The 18,063-nt window shown below is 31.3% G+C and carries 18 protein-coding genes; all 18 read right to left on the bottom strand.

Annotation, left to right across the window (positions count from 1 at the left end; all coding sequences use genetic code 11):
• Nucleotides 1–33 precede the first annotated feature (33 nt).
• Nucleotides 34–942: a methyl-accepting chemotaxis protein gene (locus LBYS11_RS24065; protein WP_016995248.1), complete on the bottom strand. Its 909-nt coding sequence runs from the start codon at nucleotides 940–942 to the stop codon at nucleotides 34–36.
• Between the two features lie 138 nt (nucleotides 943–1,080).
• Nucleotides 1,081–1,620, bottom strand: a complete 540-nt coding sequence (locus tag LBYS11_RS00280; RefSeq protein ID WP_255409665.1) for an LOG family protein — start codon at nucleotides 1,618–1,620, stop codon at nucleotides 1,081–1,083.
• A gap of 77 nt (nucleotides 1,621–1,697) precedes the next feature.
• On the bottom strand, nucleotides 1,698–2,366 hold the full coding sequence (locus LBYS11_RS00275) for a deoxynucleoside kinase (RefSeq protein ID WP_048391003.1): 669 nt from the start codon (nucleotides 2,364–2,366) through the stop codon (nucleotides 1,698–1,700).
• Nucleotides 2,366–3,001: a deoxynucleoside kinase gene (locus LBYS11_RS00270; RefSeq protein ID WP_048391001.1), complete on the bottom strand. Its 636-nt coding sequence runs from the start codon at nucleotides 2,999–3,001 to the stop codon at nucleotides 2,366–2,368. The genes LBYS11_RS00275 and LBYS11_RS00270 overlap by 1 nt, the downstream gene beginning before the upstream one ends.
• Nucleotides 3,002–3,450: 449 nt before the next feature.
• The gene (gene yfmH / locus LBYS11_RS00265; RefSeq protein WP_066037895.1) at nucleotides 3,451–4,737 is read right to left on the bottom strand and encodes an EF-P 5-aminopentanol modification-associated protein YfmH; all 1,287 of its coding nucleotides are present in this window, start codon (nucleotides 4,735–4,737) and stop codon (nucleotides 3,451–3,453) included.
• Nucleotides 4,738–6,963, bottom strand: coding sequence for a M16 family metallopeptidase (locus tag LBYS11_RS00260; RefSeq protein WP_103117239.1), 2,226 nt, complete (start codon nucleotides 6,961–6,963; stop codon nucleotides 4,738–4,740).
• A gap of 275 nt (nucleotides 6,964–7,238) precedes the next feature.
• On the bottom strand, nucleotides 7,239–7,898 hold the full coding sequence (locus tag LBYS11_RS00255) for an MATE family efflux transporter (RefSeq protein WP_233732269.1): 660 nt from the start codon (nucleotides 7,896–7,898) through the stop codon (nucleotides 7,239–7,241).
• Nucleotides 7,899–7,903: 5 nt separating this feature from the next.
• The gene (locus LBYS11_RS00250; protein WP_103117237.1) at nucleotides 7,904–8,596 is read right to left on the bottom strand and encodes an MATE family efflux transporter; all 693 of its coding nucleotides are present in this window, start codon (nucleotides 8,594–8,596) and stop codon (nucleotides 7,904–7,906) included.
• Between the two features lie 3 nt (nucleotides 8,597–8,599).
• The gene (locus LBYS11_RS00245) at nucleotides 8,600–9,550 is read right to left on the bottom strand and encodes a hypothetical protein (RefSeq protein ID WP_233732265.1); all 951 of its coding nucleotides are present in this window, start codon (nucleotides 9,548–9,550) and stop codon (nucleotides 8,600–8,602) included.
• Nucleotides 9,528–10,685, bottom strand: coding sequence for an acyl-CoA dehydrogenase family protein (locus LBYS11_RS00240; protein ID WP_103117236.1), 1,158 nt, complete (start codon nucleotides 10,683–10,685; stop codon nucleotides 9,528–9,530). The genes LBYS11_RS00245 and LBYS11_RS00240 overlap by 23 nt, the downstream gene beginning before the upstream one ends.
• 6 nt (nucleotides 10,686–10,691) lie before the next feature.
• Nucleotides 10,692–11,396, bottom strand: coding sequence for a hypothetical protein (locus tag LBYS11_RS00235; protein WP_066037890.1), 705 nt, complete (start codon nucleotides 11,394–11,396; stop codon nucleotides 10,692–10,694).
• 26 nt (nucleotides 11,397–11,422) lie between these two features.
• Nucleotides 11,423–12,349 carry a 3-oxoacyl-[acyl-carrier-protein] synthase III C-terminal domain-containing protein gene (locus tag LBYS11_RS00230; RefSeq protein ID WP_066037889.1) on the bottom strand — a complete coding sequence of 309 codons (927 nt, stop codon included), beginning with the start codon at nucleotides 12,347–12,349 and terminating at the stop codon, nucleotides 11,423–11,425.
• Entirely contained in the window at nucleotides 12,346–13,173 is an 828-nt protein-coding gene (locus LBYS11_RS00225; protein WP_103117235.1) for a hypothetical protein, read from the bottom strand. Before LBYS11_RS00225 ends, LBYS11_RS00230 begins: the two co-directional genes overlap by 4 nt.
• A 10-nt stretch (nucleotides 13,174–13,183) precedes the next feature.
• Nucleotides 13,184–13,441 (bottom strand): phosphopantetheine-binding protein, encoded by a 258-nt coding sequence (locus LBYS11_RS00220; protein ID WP_083225391.1) that lies wholly within the window; start codon nucleotides 13,439–13,441, stop codon nucleotides 13,184–13,186.
• An 18-nt stretch (nucleotides 13,442–13,459) separates the two neighbouring features.
• Nucleotides 13,460–14,731 carry a diaminopimelate decarboxylase gene (gene lysA, locus LBYS11_RS00215; protein WP_066037887.1) on the bottom strand — a complete coding sequence of 424 codons (1,272 nt, stop codon included), beginning with the start codon at nucleotides 14,729–14,731 and terminating at the stop codon, nucleotides 13,460–13,462.
• A gap of 15 nt (nucleotides 14,732–14,746) precedes the next feature.
• Nucleotides 14,747–16,123: an ATP-binding protein gene (locus LBYS11_RS00210; RefSeq protein WP_103117234.1), complete on the bottom strand. Its 1,377-nt coding sequence runs from the start codon at nucleotides 16,121–16,123 to the stop codon at nucleotides 14,747–14,749.
• Nucleotides 16,124–16,136: 13 nt separating this feature from the next.
• Nucleotides 16,137–17,069 carry a ketoacyl-ACP synthase III family protein gene (locus LBYS11_RS00205; RefSeq protein WP_066037885.1) on the bottom strand — a complete coding sequence of 311 codons (933 nt, stop codon included), beginning with the start codon at nucleotides 17,067–17,069 and terminating at the stop codon, nucleotides 16,137–16,139.
• A 536-nt stretch (nucleotides 17,070–17,605) separates the two neighbouring features.
• On the bottom strand, nucleotides 17,606–17,929 hold the full coding sequence (locus LBYS11_RS24105; protein WP_369823979.1) for a 4'-phosphopantetheinyl transferase superfamily protein: 324 nt from the start codon (nucleotides 17,927–17,929) through the stop codon (nucleotides 17,606–17,608).
• Nucleotides 17,930–18,063: the final 134 nt, after the last annotated feature.

Here is an 18,063-nt window from a genome sequence, read left to right as displayed (position 1 = left end):
AATATATCTCGAAAATAGTAGTCATTATTAGAATTAAATAATTTCAATAAATTGCTTTGATTGCTCGTCTAAGGCTTCAGCAGCAGATGCTATTTCACTAAAGTCATTTGCTGTGACAGTAATTTGTTCATTTGTTTTATCTATTTTTTCTGCTATTTTTGTAATACTATCAGTCACCTGACCAATTTCTCGCTCAATACCCTCCACATTATCCTTCACTTCTGAAATAGATTGTTCAACTCTTACAGAAAGCTTACGTACCTCTTTCGCCACTACATCAAAACCTCTACCATATTCTCCAGCCCTAGCGGCTTCAATAGCTGCATTTAATGCCAATAAATTAGTTTGTGAGGCAATTTCTTGTATAGTTTTGACAATCCCTTTAATAGAATCTGCTTGTTTCTGAAGCTGTACAAGATTACTTACATTTTCATTTGATTCCTTTGAAACCACTTTAATGGTTTCTAGTAGATCTTGGCTATTTTGAATGCCCGCCTCTGAACGCTGGTAAAGCTTATTAGACATGCCCTTCAACTTGTCGGCAACACTAACTATCTCATGTTGACGTTCAGTGATATTGGTAGCTATTTTGGATACACCTATTACTTTTCTTGTATTATTTGCGAAGACAGGCATATATGTCGCTTCTAGCCAAATTATATTACCTCTAGCATCAATTCTTTCTATTTTGTCCTGATAGCTGTTTCCTGCCGTTAGGTGGCGCCAAAATTTATCGTACTCCATACTATTAACGAAATCAGGCAAACAAAAGTCTTTATGATGTTTTCCTAGCATTTCCTGCACTGTATAGCCTAATGTTTGAGCAAATAGTTCATTGACATACGCCACTCTTCTATCCATATCGAAGCGGATAATGGCTATATTGCGTTCAATAGCCTGTACTACTAAATCATCGGTTACTTGAGCCTCTACACTATGCATAAAGAACACCCCATCCGTTACTAATTTTTTACTTAAAATTTAATTATTTTACTTTTATATTACATTAATTATGCCTCAGTGTAATTGCAGCAGATGTTAGTGTACCTGCTGCATCAAGATAAAAAACATGGAGAATGTTCATCCATGTTTTTTTAATAAACGTAAAATCCCTTCAGAGGTAGCCGCTACACGTAAGAACTTCTTTTGCTCTGCAAGTATAAAGCCCTCCTCTAGCATTGTTTTAAAATGCTGTAGAAGTGCATCATAGAATCCATGGACATTATATAAAATGACAGGTTTTGTATGAAGTCCAATCTGAGCCCAAGTAAATACCTCAAAATATTCATCTAAAGTCCCTGCGCCACCTGGCAGAGCAATAAAAGCATCTGCTAACTCGGCCATTTTAGCTTTACGAATATGCATAGAGTCTACAATATGAATTTCTGTTAATGAGGCATGGGCCAATTCACGCTTTTGTAAATGTGTTGGCATCACACCAATCACTTCTCCTCCAGCTGCTAAAACAGCATCGGCTACCTTCCCCATTAGGCCTGTTTTAGAACCACCATAGACAACCCCGTGACCGTTTTTTGCCAGTGCTGTACCAAGCTCTGCAGCTTTCTCTGCATAAATAGGACTTTTACCCAAACCGGATCCGCAATACACTGCGATTCTTATAATAATCCCTCCTATTCAAAAAACGTGAAACAATCGGCTATATATTGTCTCACGTTTTTTGGTCATTTATTTTACTTTTATTTTCGTAAATGGCTTGTTTGTTTTAGCATATGACTGATACGGCTTACAATTGCTTCAATGGCATCAGGATTTTTTAATAAATCATAATCATTAATATCTAAACGTAGAACTGGACAAGAATTAAAATTATTTATCCAATTTTCATAGCGTTCATGCATTTCTATCCAATAATCATTCGGTGTTTGTTGCTCCATTGTACGTCCACGCTCTTGAATACGTCCAATAACTGCATCAATAGGTCCTTCAAGATAGACAAGCAAATCTGGATGTGGGAAATAAGGTGTCATCACCATTGCATCAAACAAATTTGTATAAGTCTCATAATCTGTTGGACTCATTGTTCCTTTATCATAATGCATCTTAGCAAAAATGCCAGTATCCTCATAAATAGAACGATCTTGTACAAATCCTCCACCATATTCAAAAATACGCTTCTGTTCTTTAAAACGCTCTGCTAAAAAGTAGACCTGTAAATGAAAGCTCCATTTTTCAAAGTCCTCATAAAATTTATCAAGGTATGGATTTGTGTCTACTTTCTCGAACGAGGTACGAAAGTTCAGTGCCTCTGCTAAAGCCTTTGTCATCGTCGATTTTCCTACCCCAACAGTACCTGCAATCGTAATAACCGTTTGTGGTGGAATATCGTACTTCTCTCTTAAATTCATTATTGCAAACTCCTTTGTTGTAACGTATCTTTAATTATTTTTAAAACATGATTTAAATCATTTGGATTTTTTACAAAATCAAGCTGATCTCCATTAAATCGAATAACTGGAATTTCGGGATGCATGCTTTCAAAATGCTCGATAAAAGAATGATAGTCGGCCACAAGCTGCTCCATGTAATCACGTGAAATCATCTTTTCAAACTCTCGCCCTCTCATGGCGATACGCTTCATTAATGTCTCAACGCTGGCATATAAATAAACCACTACATTTGGAACAGGCATGTCTTTCGTTAAAATTCTATAGATCTCTTCATACTTCTCGTATTCAGTTGGTGCCAATGTACGCTTCGCAAATATTAAATTTTTAAAAATATGATAGTCTGCTACAACAGGTTTGGCATGTGCTAAGCGAAATTTTTTAATATCGGTTAGTTGCTTATAGCGATTACAGAGGAAGAACATTTCCGTTTGGAAACTCCACTCCTCAATGTTTTCATAAAACTTATTTAAAAAAGGGTTTTCGTCTACAATTTCTTTTAATAGATGGTAATTAAATGTCGCTGCTATCTCTTTCGATAAAGAGGTTTTACCAACACCAATCGGACCTTCTACCGTAACAAATGGAACCGTCACCAGAAGCTCCTCCTTTTGTTCTATGGATTCTATTTTAATAATTATGCCCCGTATGGATAATACGCAGGGAATTATTTCTAATAATACAATATACACTATGGTTGTAACTTGGTTTTGTAGAGGTTTAGATAGCATTCTATCAAATGAGTCAGTGCTTTTAATTGTATCATATTGTATAGATGAAAAATAGAACTACCCTCATACCTAGCGATCTAATAGATACATTCATCTTAAATCATAACTTTTCGGCAATCATTCAAAAAAACGTATGAATCAAAAAGTGTGCTGGAAGAAAGGTGGGATCATTCAAAAAACAATCTTAAAATAAATAGAAACCCACGGGACTAGGTAAACTAGTAGTCCCGTGGGAGTTAGAGTGTGTAGATGGAAAATTTAATGTGGGATTCTTTGATAAATTTTTCTTACATATTATCTTTAAATAGTCCAATTTATGAATCATGCAGTATTTCATGAGGCAAATTTAAAAAATGATCAAAGGAAACAATCGATTCTAATTTACTGTTAATGTAATTACAATCTACTTTATGTAAGTAGTCCAAAAAATCAAAGTAATTAAAGCCATTCGATAGATTTTCTGAATACGCTAATGTAAATTCTTTTATATTATCTATTTGCAACAATCTCTGTCCAATCATTTTTTTTGTTGCCCTATCAATTTCTGATGGCATCAAACCGTTTTTTCTCACCTGTTGAAGTTCTTCCCATATCTTTATTACTAATGAGTTTAAATTCATCGTCGAACTACTGACAACACTAAAGTCATAGTTTGGACCAGTATAATTAGAATAACTCCATTTATTTGTAATTAGACCTTCTTTCTTTAAATTAACTGTTAGAGTGGATCCTAAACCAAAAAGGGACTCCATTATCACTTGTGTTGCTAAATAATTATCAATTTTATTATCTTCTTGTATTTGACGCCTTAAACCTATTGAAAATAAATCCTGGGCTTTATTTTTAATAATTGCAATGTTTTTATAAGGTTCATTTTGTGCTTTTGGATAAAAACGTTCAACTTCATGATCTTTTGTTTTAACATGATGTCCATTGCGCTCTATTGTATTGAAAATACATTCATTCAGTCTTATTGGATTAACATCACCAACAACCACCAATTTCATGTTATTAGATTTATAATAAATATTATGCACCTGTTCTAATAATTCTTTATCCAAGCTTTTAATACTATCTATGGTACCGGATACATCTGTACAAATAGATAATTCCGGATACATCTGCATTACTAGATCCCTATAAACTATCCAGCTTGGCTCATCTTGATATACCAAAATTTCCTCTTTAATGACTCTTTTTTCATTCTCAATTTCAAACTTTGAAAAACTTTGGTTTAGGAGGGCTGTGAATAATTTAGGAATAATAGCTTCTATATTACCGGAACAAGAAATTAAAAATTCCGTATTATTATAGTTAGTCTTTGCAGAAATAGTTGCACCTATTTCTGAACAAATTTGATCGATGGCATTTTTATTCCTAAACATTAAATGTTCGATAAAGTGAGCTGTACCCAGTGGAAATTCTATTTTTTCCTTAGTAGTAGTATTAATAAATGCTGTGTCATTAGCACCAATGTTAACATTTAATACCGCAAATGTTTGCGACATGCCTTTTAGCGGTATCATATGTAATTCCAAACCATTACTAAATGTTTCACAAAAAATAGAAAGCCCCAATTTATCATATTGAATACATTCCATTTATATTTCCACCGTCTTTCTCACGGATTTAAAAACAGTATCCAACGTTATTTCTTTAGCAACATCGACAATATTTTTTTTAGAAATATTATCTAATCTAGAAAAGAATTTATTTTCATCATCTTGGTAATCTAATAATTCTCCAGTTAAACTAATATCAATTAAGATAGCAGGCGTTTCCAACCCTGATTTAACAAAATGTTTCACTGCATTTACACCTGCTTGAATTTCTTCTTCAGTTATACCTCCATCTCGAATCTTGTTTAACTCATCTAGAACAATCTTAGTCACCATTTCATAATTTTCCTCTTGTAAAGCCACATGAATTAATAATATTCCCTTCAAATCTTCAATTTCAGATCTTAAATAATAGGCCAATCCTCTTTTGTGTCTTATTTCCGTTTGCAATTTTGATGAGGGTAAATTTCCAAAAATCGCATTAAAAACAAGTAAATGGATATAATTTTGTGAAGATAAGTTAATGCCTGTTTTAAATCCAATCAATAGTCTTCCTTGTTTAGTCGTGGATTCATGTTCAATATATTTAATTTCCTCATTAATTGAAGAAATCATATTTTCCTTAGACAAAACGATACTTTCTTTTTCCCGTTTAAAATAATCACAAATATTACTTTGTATCCTTTTTTCATCAATATTGGGACCTATTATATGAATATATATTTTTGCTGAAGCTATGAAATCTTGATAATGCTTGAATAATATTTTTGAATTTAAATCTTTAAGTGTGTTCAAATCACCAAAAATTGAAGTACTGAATGGTTCTCCTTCTGTCATAATAGTTAAACACTTTTCTTGAACTGTATATTCCACATAATCGTTTATCTCTTGAATGCGATTATAGTGATTTAAAAATTCCTTTTCTACTCTTTCAGAATTAAATCCGTTTTCAAGTGAGCTGTATATGATTTCTGATAATAGTTTTAGTGAATTTGACAATATATCGGAATCCAAACTCTTATCTTGTATAATGGACATTTCAAATTCTAGAACTTGATAATCTCCCTTTCTTGATACATTACTTTTCAAAGTGGCTCCATACAATTGATCTAACTTTGCCTGAATATCATGGGGGATTAGTAATTCAGAAAAAATAGAAATTGAACTTGCCATAACTTTTTTCAATGGATATAAAAGAGATAATCTTATAGTAGAATTCATATATTTGTCATTTTGGTGTATAAAATAATTGATACCAGATATTTGTTGCATGTTAAGTGATAATTCTTCAGTTTCAAGCTCAAATAATCGAGCATTTTTAGCATCTAATCCCAACATTTGATTACTATGTATGTCTTTTGTTCTCCAATCAATTTGAATTGGTCGCCCATTATCAATATTTACAGATGAATGCCAATTTAAAACTTGTTCATCATGACGATACCATAAACGCCATAGTTCTGGTTTTTTTATAAGTTCAGCAGTAAAAATTGAAAAGGCTTTGTTAACTGCTTCATCTATCTTATTTGGCTCAACAAGAAATGGTTTATAGAAGATAATTTGTTTCTTTCCATCTTCAGACATAGTAGTAATAAGTATACATATTTTTTTCTTAGCTTTTTCAAGAATTCTAAAGATTCCGCTTCTAACCTTTATTTCTGATGATAGAAATTTCGTTCGAATGTCTGCATTATCCTCATTAAATCCTGCTTGACCGTCCAAAAACAATAAAAATGAATTGTTCTCTTTTAAAAGGTAAAATAACTTAATAGCAATTAGTTTTGATTCTGCAACTAATAATCTAACTCCAGCTTCTTCTCTTACTTTCTCCCAAGCCTCTAGTTTTCCTTCTGATTCATAGGATTCCTGGTCCACTACTACAAAAAATTTTCTGTTTTTATCTTGGAGTTTAAATCTCAAAGCTTTAATAATTTGGTCAGTATTATGCCGATAATCTCCAAAATGCCAAGTAAGAAATGCACCTCCTTCACTAAGTGTTTCCATCATATATTCTTCACCGAATATTTCATCAAAACTATCAATTTCAAAATTAGGTTTTACCCTCTCTCTATTTATGAGTCTGTTATGACTCAAATATTTCGCCCAAATTTTCTCACAAGGTTCATTTAGTTCTAGAGGTAATAATTCCATAACCATATTTGTCAACGAAAGAAACTGATCAATCGACAAGCCATGCTCATAATAGTAACTTTTCAGCATTTCTTCCTCTGATAAAAATCGCTTATATAACTCATAAAAACTATCCAATATTTTCACTCTCCTTTGTAAATCAAAATAATTAAGGGTATTTCATATTGATATAATTTAGGTATCATCTTTTTCTTCCTATTTCATTGAAGAAAAAATTAAATTATGTGATCATTACTTGTTATTTAGCTATTTAAAAAAGCTATACTCTTATTTTTCTCCGATATACGAACTTAAAGACAAAGTAAGACTTCGAAAATGAAGCATTCTCAATATGAATGCCTTTTTTCTACTCTATTAAAGTAATAAGTCATTATTTAGTAATTTTTTTCAAACTACGTTTTTTTCATCTTAAAGTTATTCTTAATAACAACATAACTATAGAAAATACCTATAATTGCAAAAGTATTCACTAAGCTAATTGTCCAATAGAATAGGCTTTCTACCTGATAAATAGTTGTTAGAAGCCATCCTACAACAACAATTAAAAAGAAATATAAAAAATTTAAAAAGAACGCTCGTAGCCCTTTACCAATTTGCTCAAGAACTAACAAGGAAGACATCATTGGTCCCATTATGCTATAAGATAAAGCAACAATTTGTAGATAATTTTCTGTATGTGCGCTCACTTCTCCATCAGCTATTAAAAAAGAAGCAATAAGATCTCTTCCTAAAAATATAACCATGCCAATAATAATATAAATTCCTACTATATTAATAAGCCCTTTCTTATAGACTTGAAAAGCGCGTTCCGCATTATTACCACCCATATTTTGATTCATAATAAGACCTAATGTATTGCCAAAAGATATTGATACTAGTAGGACAATGGTTTGTAAACGGTAAGCAGCACCAAAGCCTGCTATTACCTCGTTACCAAATGGCATTAAAATTTTGTTAAAAAAAAATGTACTAATAAAAATTAGAAAATAAGAAATTGCAACCGGAATCCCAATATTCAAAATTTTAATTTTCACTATTTTTTCTAATTTCATATTTTTCAAGGAAAAAAATAGCTAGTAAAATTAAAGATCTTATATTTAAGAAGGAAATAAGCGCTTAAAAAAATTGAAATACTAATAACAATAAAATTTGCAAGTACAATGCTATAAACACCTAGATTAAAAAAATTAATAAAAATGTAAACTAATATTATATTGGACAATGAAGCTAAAACACTTATTCCAGACGAAATTTTTACTAATCCATATCCTCTAATACTCGATAATAAGATTGCATTAATAACAGAAAAAACGGTCATAAAAACCATTAAACGGGTATATTTAAGAAATGTATTGATTGCTCCATCATGAACATTAAAAAAATTGATTAACTGGGGAATAACTAAACTAATAAAAATAGCAATAATTAAACTAGATATAATTCCATACAAAAGTAGGTTATTAATGATTTTAGAAATATTATTCAAATTGTCCTTACCTTTTTCAAATGCTACTGTAGATGCGTTCGATATTTGAAATCCTTCAATCAACGCCGTCATAAAAAAGGAAAATGGTATATACAAACCAACAATATAAAGTGCATCCTTATGCTCATGCCCCATAAAAAAGGTATTGGCTAACTGTGTGACAATTGAAACAGAAGAAGCCAATACCATTGGAATAAAGGTTTTATAAATTAGCGGAACAATTCTGTCATTTAAATAATCAATTTTTTTTTGCAAATTATCCATCCCTTACCACTTAATGCTTGTTATAATAGGAAGTTCATTAAATTGAAGAATTGCAAAAGAAGTACTTAGATCTCGGTTCGCCGATATTATAAGTATTTTCTCCTCTTTGTTTAATTTTTCTGTAGATAATAATTCGAGAAATGTGTACCAAACATCACCGCTTTGATAATCTTTGGTACTATTTATTTGCCGAATATAAAGGGCATCGTATTCTTCGTAAACCATATGACTAAATAAATTTTGTACAATAACCCTTTTAAGTTGATGTTGTTGTGAAACTAATTCAATAATTTGATTAATAATTTCGGAAAAGATAATCTCGCTATTATTACTATTTAATTCATTATCAGAAGTGAAATAACTTCCTATTTGAAGGACTTGAATCGGTCCATAACCTTTTGAAAAGTGCATACCCATAGCAAAATCTGCAAAAGGTGAATAACCTTCACAATAACGATTTTTTTCAATAATCAACTGTTCTCCCAATAAAAGTATCCCATCTTCCTCTTCATTTAATGAAAGTTCTAGAATTTCTAAACTTTCTATCGAAGCTATTGAACTTAAATGAGAAATACCAAAATAATTTTTCGGTTTTATATCAGACCACTCTAAAATTCTTGGTAAGGCTTGTATTTCTGGTTGACGATCAGAGAATGAATTTGAAAGCAGTAAACATTGGTAGTTGTTCACTTTTGGAAAGAGTTCTATATGGCATTGATGTATCATTTCTGATAAGGTTACCTGTTGATTGTTAATTTTAATTGAGTATGATACGACAGATTCTTTAGGAACATTATTGTAGTAAGCTTCAATTTGTAAATGAGGCTCTAATCTTAAATAATCGGATATCTCTTCTCCATCTATATAATAATTATCTTGATCTATATTGAGAAAAGCTAAAGATGATAATGATAGATTTAAATTACATATGTTATACATAAGAAATATTTCCATTCATGTAACTTTGAAAAACATTTAATTTTAATATATTGGAAGTACCTTCCATATTTTCAAACGCAAATGCATCTCTAAACCATTTATTTAAATGTGGATGGTCAAATAAGGATCCTTCACCAAACAAATCAAGGGCGTATTGAGTGATTTTCTTTACTAATGCCGTTGCTCTAATTTTAGCAATTGAACCAATATAGCCATTTTTAGGATTAATATCTAATTCTATTGCTGCTTGTCGAATAAGATTCCTTACCGTTATGAGCTCATTTTGAAAATGTTCTAATTTTAGTTGTTGATCTAAGGATAAATTTTTCTTATTAGTTATCATATAATCATAAACTGCTTGTGATACACCCAGTGCCATAGCTGCTACTGTGGGACGCATCTTATTAAAAACAGTAATAGCTCCGTGCATACCTCTTTTTAATGGGCTTAAGTGTCTCCCAATAATCTGACTCTCATTTATACACACATTTTGGAACATTAACTTACTAAGCTTCGGACCGCGAAGGCCTAATGTACCCAATGATTCTGCCGAGAAACCATCTTGTCCCTTTTCAACCAGGCACATTTCAATTCCTAAAGGGCCAGTTGTGGTACGTGCAAAAACAACGCCGATATCTGCCCGAGTACCGTTTCCTATGAAATATTTCTCACCATTCAACATCTTCTTTCCACTGTTTCCATCTATTTTCTTTAAATTTGTTTCTATATTCATGGCATCTGATCCCTTTTTAGGCTCAGTTAAGGCAAAAAATGTCCAAGATGGCTTTTCAATCAAAGTACTGTAATACTTCTCTTTTTGCTCCTCATCAGCAAAATCTTGGATAATTATCCCCGATAAGGAAGGTCCTGGACAACCAACAACTACACCTGCGTCTCCATAGGAAAGCCACTCTGTTCCAATGACCCTCTCAATGCAAGATAAACCGTAGAACTTTGTATTATTTACGATAAATGGACGATCATTATATTCCGGAGGAATCATCATGCGTGATAATAATTGAACACTGTCCAAATTGGTAAATTCACCTAGTCTATCTGGTTCTTTATCTATAACAAGACCAATATCCCTAAATTCTTGAGAATATGATTTAATAGCTAGTTCAAAAGCATCTAATCTCTCTCTGTTCAAAGCTTTTCACTCCGTTTCTACAAACAGATTTTTGATGACAAAAGACAAATAAATTTTTCTGCTTACTGTTTCTAATAGGACTCCATGACCTCCAGTAAGATTAATCAAAGTATTCATACATTCATCTATTTCACTATGGAGAAATGCATAAAAAGAGTTATCTTCTATTGCCCTATCTCCGTTGATATAGTTGTTAACAATAGAATATAATTTAATAATTGCTTCTGAAAACTGTCCTTTCACCATTTGATATTGGATAATCGGTAATTTCCCTGAAAAGCGGTTGCTCAAAAGGTTTTTATCATAATTTAGGCAATCCAAAGCAATCCGTAACCGCATTATCAAAGCAAAGTGGTTTTTTGTTAAAAATATACTCTCTATCTGAGATATATTCCGTGTATCCTGTTTAATCGGGACATCTATTTTAAATAAGCTAATCTTTTCATATCCTAGAATAAAATCGTTAATTTTTTCAAATTTAACTTCTGCCATTTTGTAGAGAGTATTTCCCCTAAGGAGCTGAGTTGCTGGATTCTCTAAAATAGTATTGGGGGTAATAAAATAATTGCTGGATGATACAATGACAGGGTTAGTGTAGCTTTTTGAATACCATTCAAAAGTTTCAATAGGACTTAAACCGCGTGTTTCTTCAAAAAAGCGATTCATATAGTTCAATAAATCCTCATTCTTCGATGATAAAAAAGTAGTCATTACTTATCTCCTTCTATAATAAAATCTTAATGTTCAAATAGAGCTGATCCAACAAAACAACCTAGTCCTACACTTATCATTAAAAATTTATCTCCCTTTTTTAATCTATTTTTTGATTGTAAATACGCCAAATTTATAAAACAATCAGTTGTATAGGTATGTCCAATGTCTGGAAGTAAATCTAGGATAATATTTTCAAAAGGAAAATGGGTTAATTTTGAAAATCTCCTCCAAGTCATTTTGTTAACATTATAAGGAAGAATATATTGAACTTCATCGAGAGATACATTCACCTTTTTTAAAGTTTCATGAACTGCTTTAATAATAATTGAAACATATTCCTCATTAAAGAGAGCTGTTTTTTGCGGATTTTCAAAAAATCCCTGATTAAATCTAGTGTCTTTATAAAGACCTATGGACAATAATTTATTTGTTTCAAAATTCTTTTGTAGAAGAATCGCAACAGCTGAGTCTCCTATAAGGGTAGAACCTTCAATATACCTTAATCGATTAGTCATATTGGATTGATCGCCCAAAATTATGAGTACATTGTTAACATTTTCTTTCTTTGTAAAATATAAATTTGCAAGATCCATCGCATAAAAGGAAGAAGCACAAGCCTCTTGAGTAATTCCAAATTTTTTTACGTTATTTAAATTAAATGGCTTAAGCACCTTATTTAATAACCCATAATCGTGAGGCACTTGAGCAAGTAAAGAATGGGCATATAATATTAAATCAATGTTTTCATTCAGCTTTAGATCTAATAAGGCATACCCAAGTGTCTCATCTAATCTTTGTCCCTCTTCTACAATAGGAACTTGTTGAATGTTGTGTAATCTTTTCATTAGCTTAATTTCTCTGTCATTGCCACCGCAATACTCTACTACTTCTTCAATATTTTGTCTTAGATTCGGGATATATGTCCCAATTTTTGCAATACCAAGATTCACATTTTGCCTCCATATATATTAAACTTCATATAATACATTTCATTTCTCACTAAATTTCCATCTAGCAAATAAATAGAGGAATTTCCCTGAACTTTATCCTCGCTTATTAGATTTAAAAGTTTTGCAAACAAAGATGTACATAATTGATTAGGAGAGGAAATAAAGGTAGAGTTGGATGGCATCTCTTCATATATTTCTTCTAAATTAGAAGAAATAATAAATACATTCTTTTTTTGCTTTTGAGTGATTTTATCCAACCATCCACGCAGATTAGGTATAATATCATAACCCCACTCATCTAATTCAAGACAAGGGCTAGTTCCATGTGACTCAACGAGAAAGGCAATTCCGGTATCTTCAATTTCTTCGTATCTTGTAACCGGATAAGATAGGGTAGATTGATCAAGAATTAAAAATATTGCCTTTTTACACTTTTTAGTATTAAATAATTCCTTTATGATTTTCATTGCAGCAAAAGGAGCATAAGTATCAACTCCTGATACGGCAAAACCTGTTGCGTCTAAGGCGTATTTATCAATAAAATAATTAACACTTGAAGTGGAGAGATTAATATCTGGGATGCAATAAACTAAAACAACTAAATCTACATCATCAATTCTGTTACCCATATTTGACAAATGATCTATTAAACTAGATCCCATATAACTAAATGAATTATTCCGCCCTGAACTTAATAATGATTCATCTACCTCAAAGCCATATATACTTGCTAAATCTGTTTGAAATGATATATTTAAACTACTATAACTATAAGGTCTCTTTTCGGGGAAACTTTTATGAATATAAGAATTTATCTTTATCATGCCTATTCATTTATGCACTTACTAAAGAATTATTAATATAATCAACAATGGTCTCTACAGATTCAAAGTACTCAGGTTCTATATCTTCTGGATCAACAGAAAATCCATCAATATTGTCTTCCAAAACCATTAAAAGTTCAAAAATCGAAGTAGAATCCAAGCTCAATGATTCTAATGAGGTTTCTGGCAATATTTCTGTCGCAGTATCAATGTCCAACACTTCTCTTAATGTAGCTACAGTTATCTCAAAAGTATTTTTTTTCAACATTCTCTAAACCCTTTCTATTTACCGTATTATTTTTTCATTAACCATTATTTGTTTATCTATAATATCATCCGAATGATCACGTCTTCTAATTAAATAATGCTCCCCATTTAGAATCATAACTTCAGCTGGAAAACCATGGCTTAAAAATAAACCTGGGGAGGCACTTGGCCCATACGCTCCTGATTGTAAAACCCCTATAAGGTCTCCTTTTTGAACTCTCGACAGTTCCACATTTTTTCCCACTATATCATTTGGAGTACATAGCGGACCCGTTACATTATAAGTTTCTATATCAGTTTCATTTAAATTTGTTAGATTTATCATTGGAAAATTTCTTTTTACAAAACTACCTATCCCCACAGCTGCCATATGACAGTTTGTACCTCCGTCTGTTATTACAAAATTTTCTTCCCTTGATTTTTTTGTATAATTCACTTTGGATACAAATATTCCTGACTTTGCTACAAGATAGCGACCCGCTTCCATTGCTAACCTTGTATTTGGGAAATTAGCTTTAAAATCGGCAATAATTGGCGCTAGCTGTTTACCTAATCTTTGTATATTTAATTCCTCTTCATTACCGAAATAAGGTACACCTAAACCTCCACCAATATCTACAAATTGTAAATACTGATCTGTTTGTTTACTAAACTTTTCTGCCAATTTTAAAATATTCTGTGTGTTTTGACAGATGACATCACCATCTAAGATCCTTGTTCCCATATATACTTGAATTCCTATAATTTCCACATTTTTATATGAATTTAGTATACTTATATTTTGAAATATTTCTTCTTCATCTATTCCGAATTGCCGCGGTTTACCACCCATACTAAGTCTCGACCCTTTTACAGTAAAGGTTGGGTTCACTCTAATAGCCACACGTACTCTTTTTTTTCGAAGTGAAGCAATTTCATTAATTAACTCTAATTCCTGAAAAGATTCACACACAATTGCGTAAATTGAATGATCAATACAATTTTTAATTTCTTCTTCACTTTTCCCTGGTCCTAAAAAGATAATATCGTTTGGATTTGTATTTGCCATTAGAACCGTCTTTAGTTCAGTCAATGAGGAAACTTCTGCTTTTGCACCCAAAGACTTTAGTAAGTTATAGACTGAAATATTAGGGTTGGATTTTAAGGAGAAGAATACCTCTAAATAATCTGGGATATTACTTTTTAATTCTAAAAATGCATTTTTAATTTCGTTCCCATCATATATATATAGGGGTGTACCATATCTTTCTGCTAAATCTATTATTGGTATTCCTTGTATTTGATATACCATTTGCCTTTTCCTTTCTCAGTCTTGAAATTTATCTAGTTGAGTCAGTATAATACTGTCTAACTCTATTAACGAATCCTCATTATTTGCTATTAAAACTCCGTATAATCTCCCCTTAAACAATTTGCCTTCTTTGCTAAAACCTGAATTAACAGTTGCAAAATTATTAATTAAAAGACCTTCTTTACGCTGGTAGTTAATCATATATTTTTCAAGTACAGTTGACACTTCCTTAAAAGTTAATTTGCGTGTTAACTTCAACTCATAGTATTTTGCTAAGGCGCATTTATCATTTTGCAAAAAGTTTTCTTGAATTCTCATTTGGTAGGAAGACATATTTAATCGTGCATTAATTTCGAGATTTGGCCAAAGTGTACCCACTTGATCATATATCGCATCTATTCCAACAACTCCAAAATAACCGTCTTTATATAATTGTGTACAAATTTTTTCTCCAATAATTCTTAGTTCTTTATCCAACTTCCTTGTGATATAGGTTGGATAGAGATGTCCTTGATGAACACCATCTTTTACAATACATTCCTTCGCACCGTAATATGTAATATTTCCATTAACATCAATTAAAAGCTTATAGTTAATATCAGCTACTTTATTAATCCACTTTTCTAATATAAAACTCACTTTACCGTTATTTTTTTTATTTAGACTTTTACTTATCATCTTAATTACTTTTTGAAACTTTTCTTCAGAATCAATAATAACTAATCCTTTTCCTGATACTCCAAGTGATTCCTTTAAAACTAATTTCCCCCCCTCTGTTAGATGATGCTTCAAGGTTTGATAAGTCTCCTGTAAACTATCAATTGAATCACACTCACCACCAGGTATCTGCCTAATATTTACTTTTTCGTTTAATAATCGACTATACACTTTAGTGTTTACTTTACGAAACACATCACTATTCGGTACAGCTAAAGGAATGCCAGTTAATTCTGAGAGTTGTTCTTCATACTCTGAACAACCATAAGGCATAAAATAAATGTTTTTTTTCTTTTCCTTCATTTCTTTAAGATATAAAATAGTTTTTTGGCAATTCAGAATATCCTGTGTAATATTAAGATTTGGATTACTGTTCTCTACATATATAATTGTCGGACATTCTAACACCTGCTGTAAATAATTTAAAAAATCGTTACTTACAGGTCGTTTTAAAATTACTATATCTGTAGGGCTGGAAAATAATACACCTTGTTCTTCCATTCTATTAACCATAATCTTTGCACTTGCTGTTGAAACTGATGGGATCCCCACAATATCCGATGTTTTCCAATATTGTTCTACTTCAAAGTTATTTATATATATAAATGTTGCATTTTCATCGTTCACTAGTCCCTTTTTAAGACTCTCACTAAAAGAATAATTAACCGCTTCCATAATTCACCTCTTTCTAAAACTGAAATAAGCTAACAGCAAATGTAGCTCCTAGACCAACTGAAACCATTAAGAAATAGTCACCTTTTTTTAAAATACCTTCTTCGATCACACTTTCCAGATTTAAAAATGGATCAGCGCAAAAGCAATGTCCATACTTACTCACATTTTTTAAGTAAATTTTCTGAATTGGGATATCTAACGATTTAGACAATTGTCTCCAAGAAGATATATTCACATTATGTGGCAGTATCAATGAAATTTTTGACAAATCTAAATTTTGATCATTGAGCATATCCTTTATTAAAGCAGTTAGTGTTGGGATATACTCTTTTTCGAATTGTTTTTGTTTCTCTTGATTAATACCAATTCCTTCTGCATATCTTCCCAGTACTTTCGTATATGTTTTTATAAATTTTATATTTTTCTTACTATTATTTGATAGAATGACAGCAGCTGAAGCTTCCCCTAAAATAGTTGTATTTTGAATTACTTGCATAATTGGATTGAAGACTTTTTCACCCATTATTAAAAGAACTTTGTCATTTACTTTTGCATTCCTTAGTAAACTATCTGCAATCTCTAATCCTACTAGACTTGAAGCACAATTTTGCTGATTTAACGAAAAATTCACTGTATTATTTATATTGCAAATCTCACTTATTTCATTGAAAATATTTAGCGGAAAAGGATATATATTTTGAATAGTATGACAGTAAATTATATATTTAATTTCTTGTTTAGAAATATTACTACGCTCAAATATCCTTAAAATGGGTGCACTTAATAATTCAGTTAAGGAACCCTCTTCTTTTCTGATTTCTGCCAATCCATGTACTTTTTTAAAAACTTTAATCTGGTAATTCTTTAAATTTAAGTACTCCTGCAGGTCCTCAATATCTACTATTTTTTCGGGAATACCTGTTTCAATGTAATCAATATATAACATATATTGTCACCCTTTGATTGGAAAGGAGAGATAAGAAATTCCTTTCTGAGAGAGTAATTTCTTATCTCCTACCCCTATGTTTTTTAACTAAGTATATTGATCTTTTAGCTTATTAGCATTTACCGCAAGCATTATAACGGTCTACATTTTTTAGGTTCTTAATTTGAATTGGATTCGCTTTAATTTTCATTAGTGGTCACCTCCTTTAATGTAAGTGGTTTGTACAATCTTTTAGCATTTACCGCAAGCATTATAACGGTCTACATTTTTTAGGTTCTTAATTTGAATTGGATTCGCTTTAATTTTCATTAGTGGTCACCTCCTTTAATGTAAGTGGTTTATACAATCTTTTAGCATTTACCGCAAGCGTTGTAACGGTCTACATTTTTTAGGTTCTTAATTTGAATTGGATTCGCTTTAATTTTCATTAGTGGTCACCTCCTTTAATGTAAGTGGTTTGTACAATCTTTTAGCATTTACCGCAAGCGTTGTAGCGGTCTACATTTTTTAGGTTCTTAATTTGAATTGGATTCGCTTTAATTTTCATTAGTGGTCACCTCCTTTAATTTTTCAGCAGTAACAAACGCCGTAACAGTTTTGGATGTAAGGCTTATCGAGTGATGTAGAAAGATCCCCTTTTCTTTAAAATCAATTTTGGTTGAATAAATGTTGGGCTTCCCATTTTCATCAACTATAAATTCAATATTCAAAAAATTGAAATTCCCATAAATCAGTTGATTAATGGCTTTAAATGTTGCTTCTTTAATAGCAAAACATTTACCAACCCAAGCTAATTTATTTTCTCTGCCATTGAGATCTAAGTAATAAGCTCTTTCTCTTTTTGAGAGTACTTTCTCAATAATCCATCTCTCATTCTTTTTAACATTTTCTCTATGCGATCTAAATCAACCATGTCTAAACCATTTCCAACTAACAATAGAAATTACCACTCTTCCATATAGTTAATTAAATACTTCAATATATAAGAAAAACT

Source organism: Lysinibacillus sp. YS11 (assembly GCF_002896375.1).
GTDB classification, from domain to species: Bacteria; Bacillota; Bacilli; order Bacillales_A; family Planococcaceae; genus Lysinibacillus; species Lysinibacillus capsici.
This window is presented reverse-complemented; position numbering and strand designations above follow the sequence as displayed.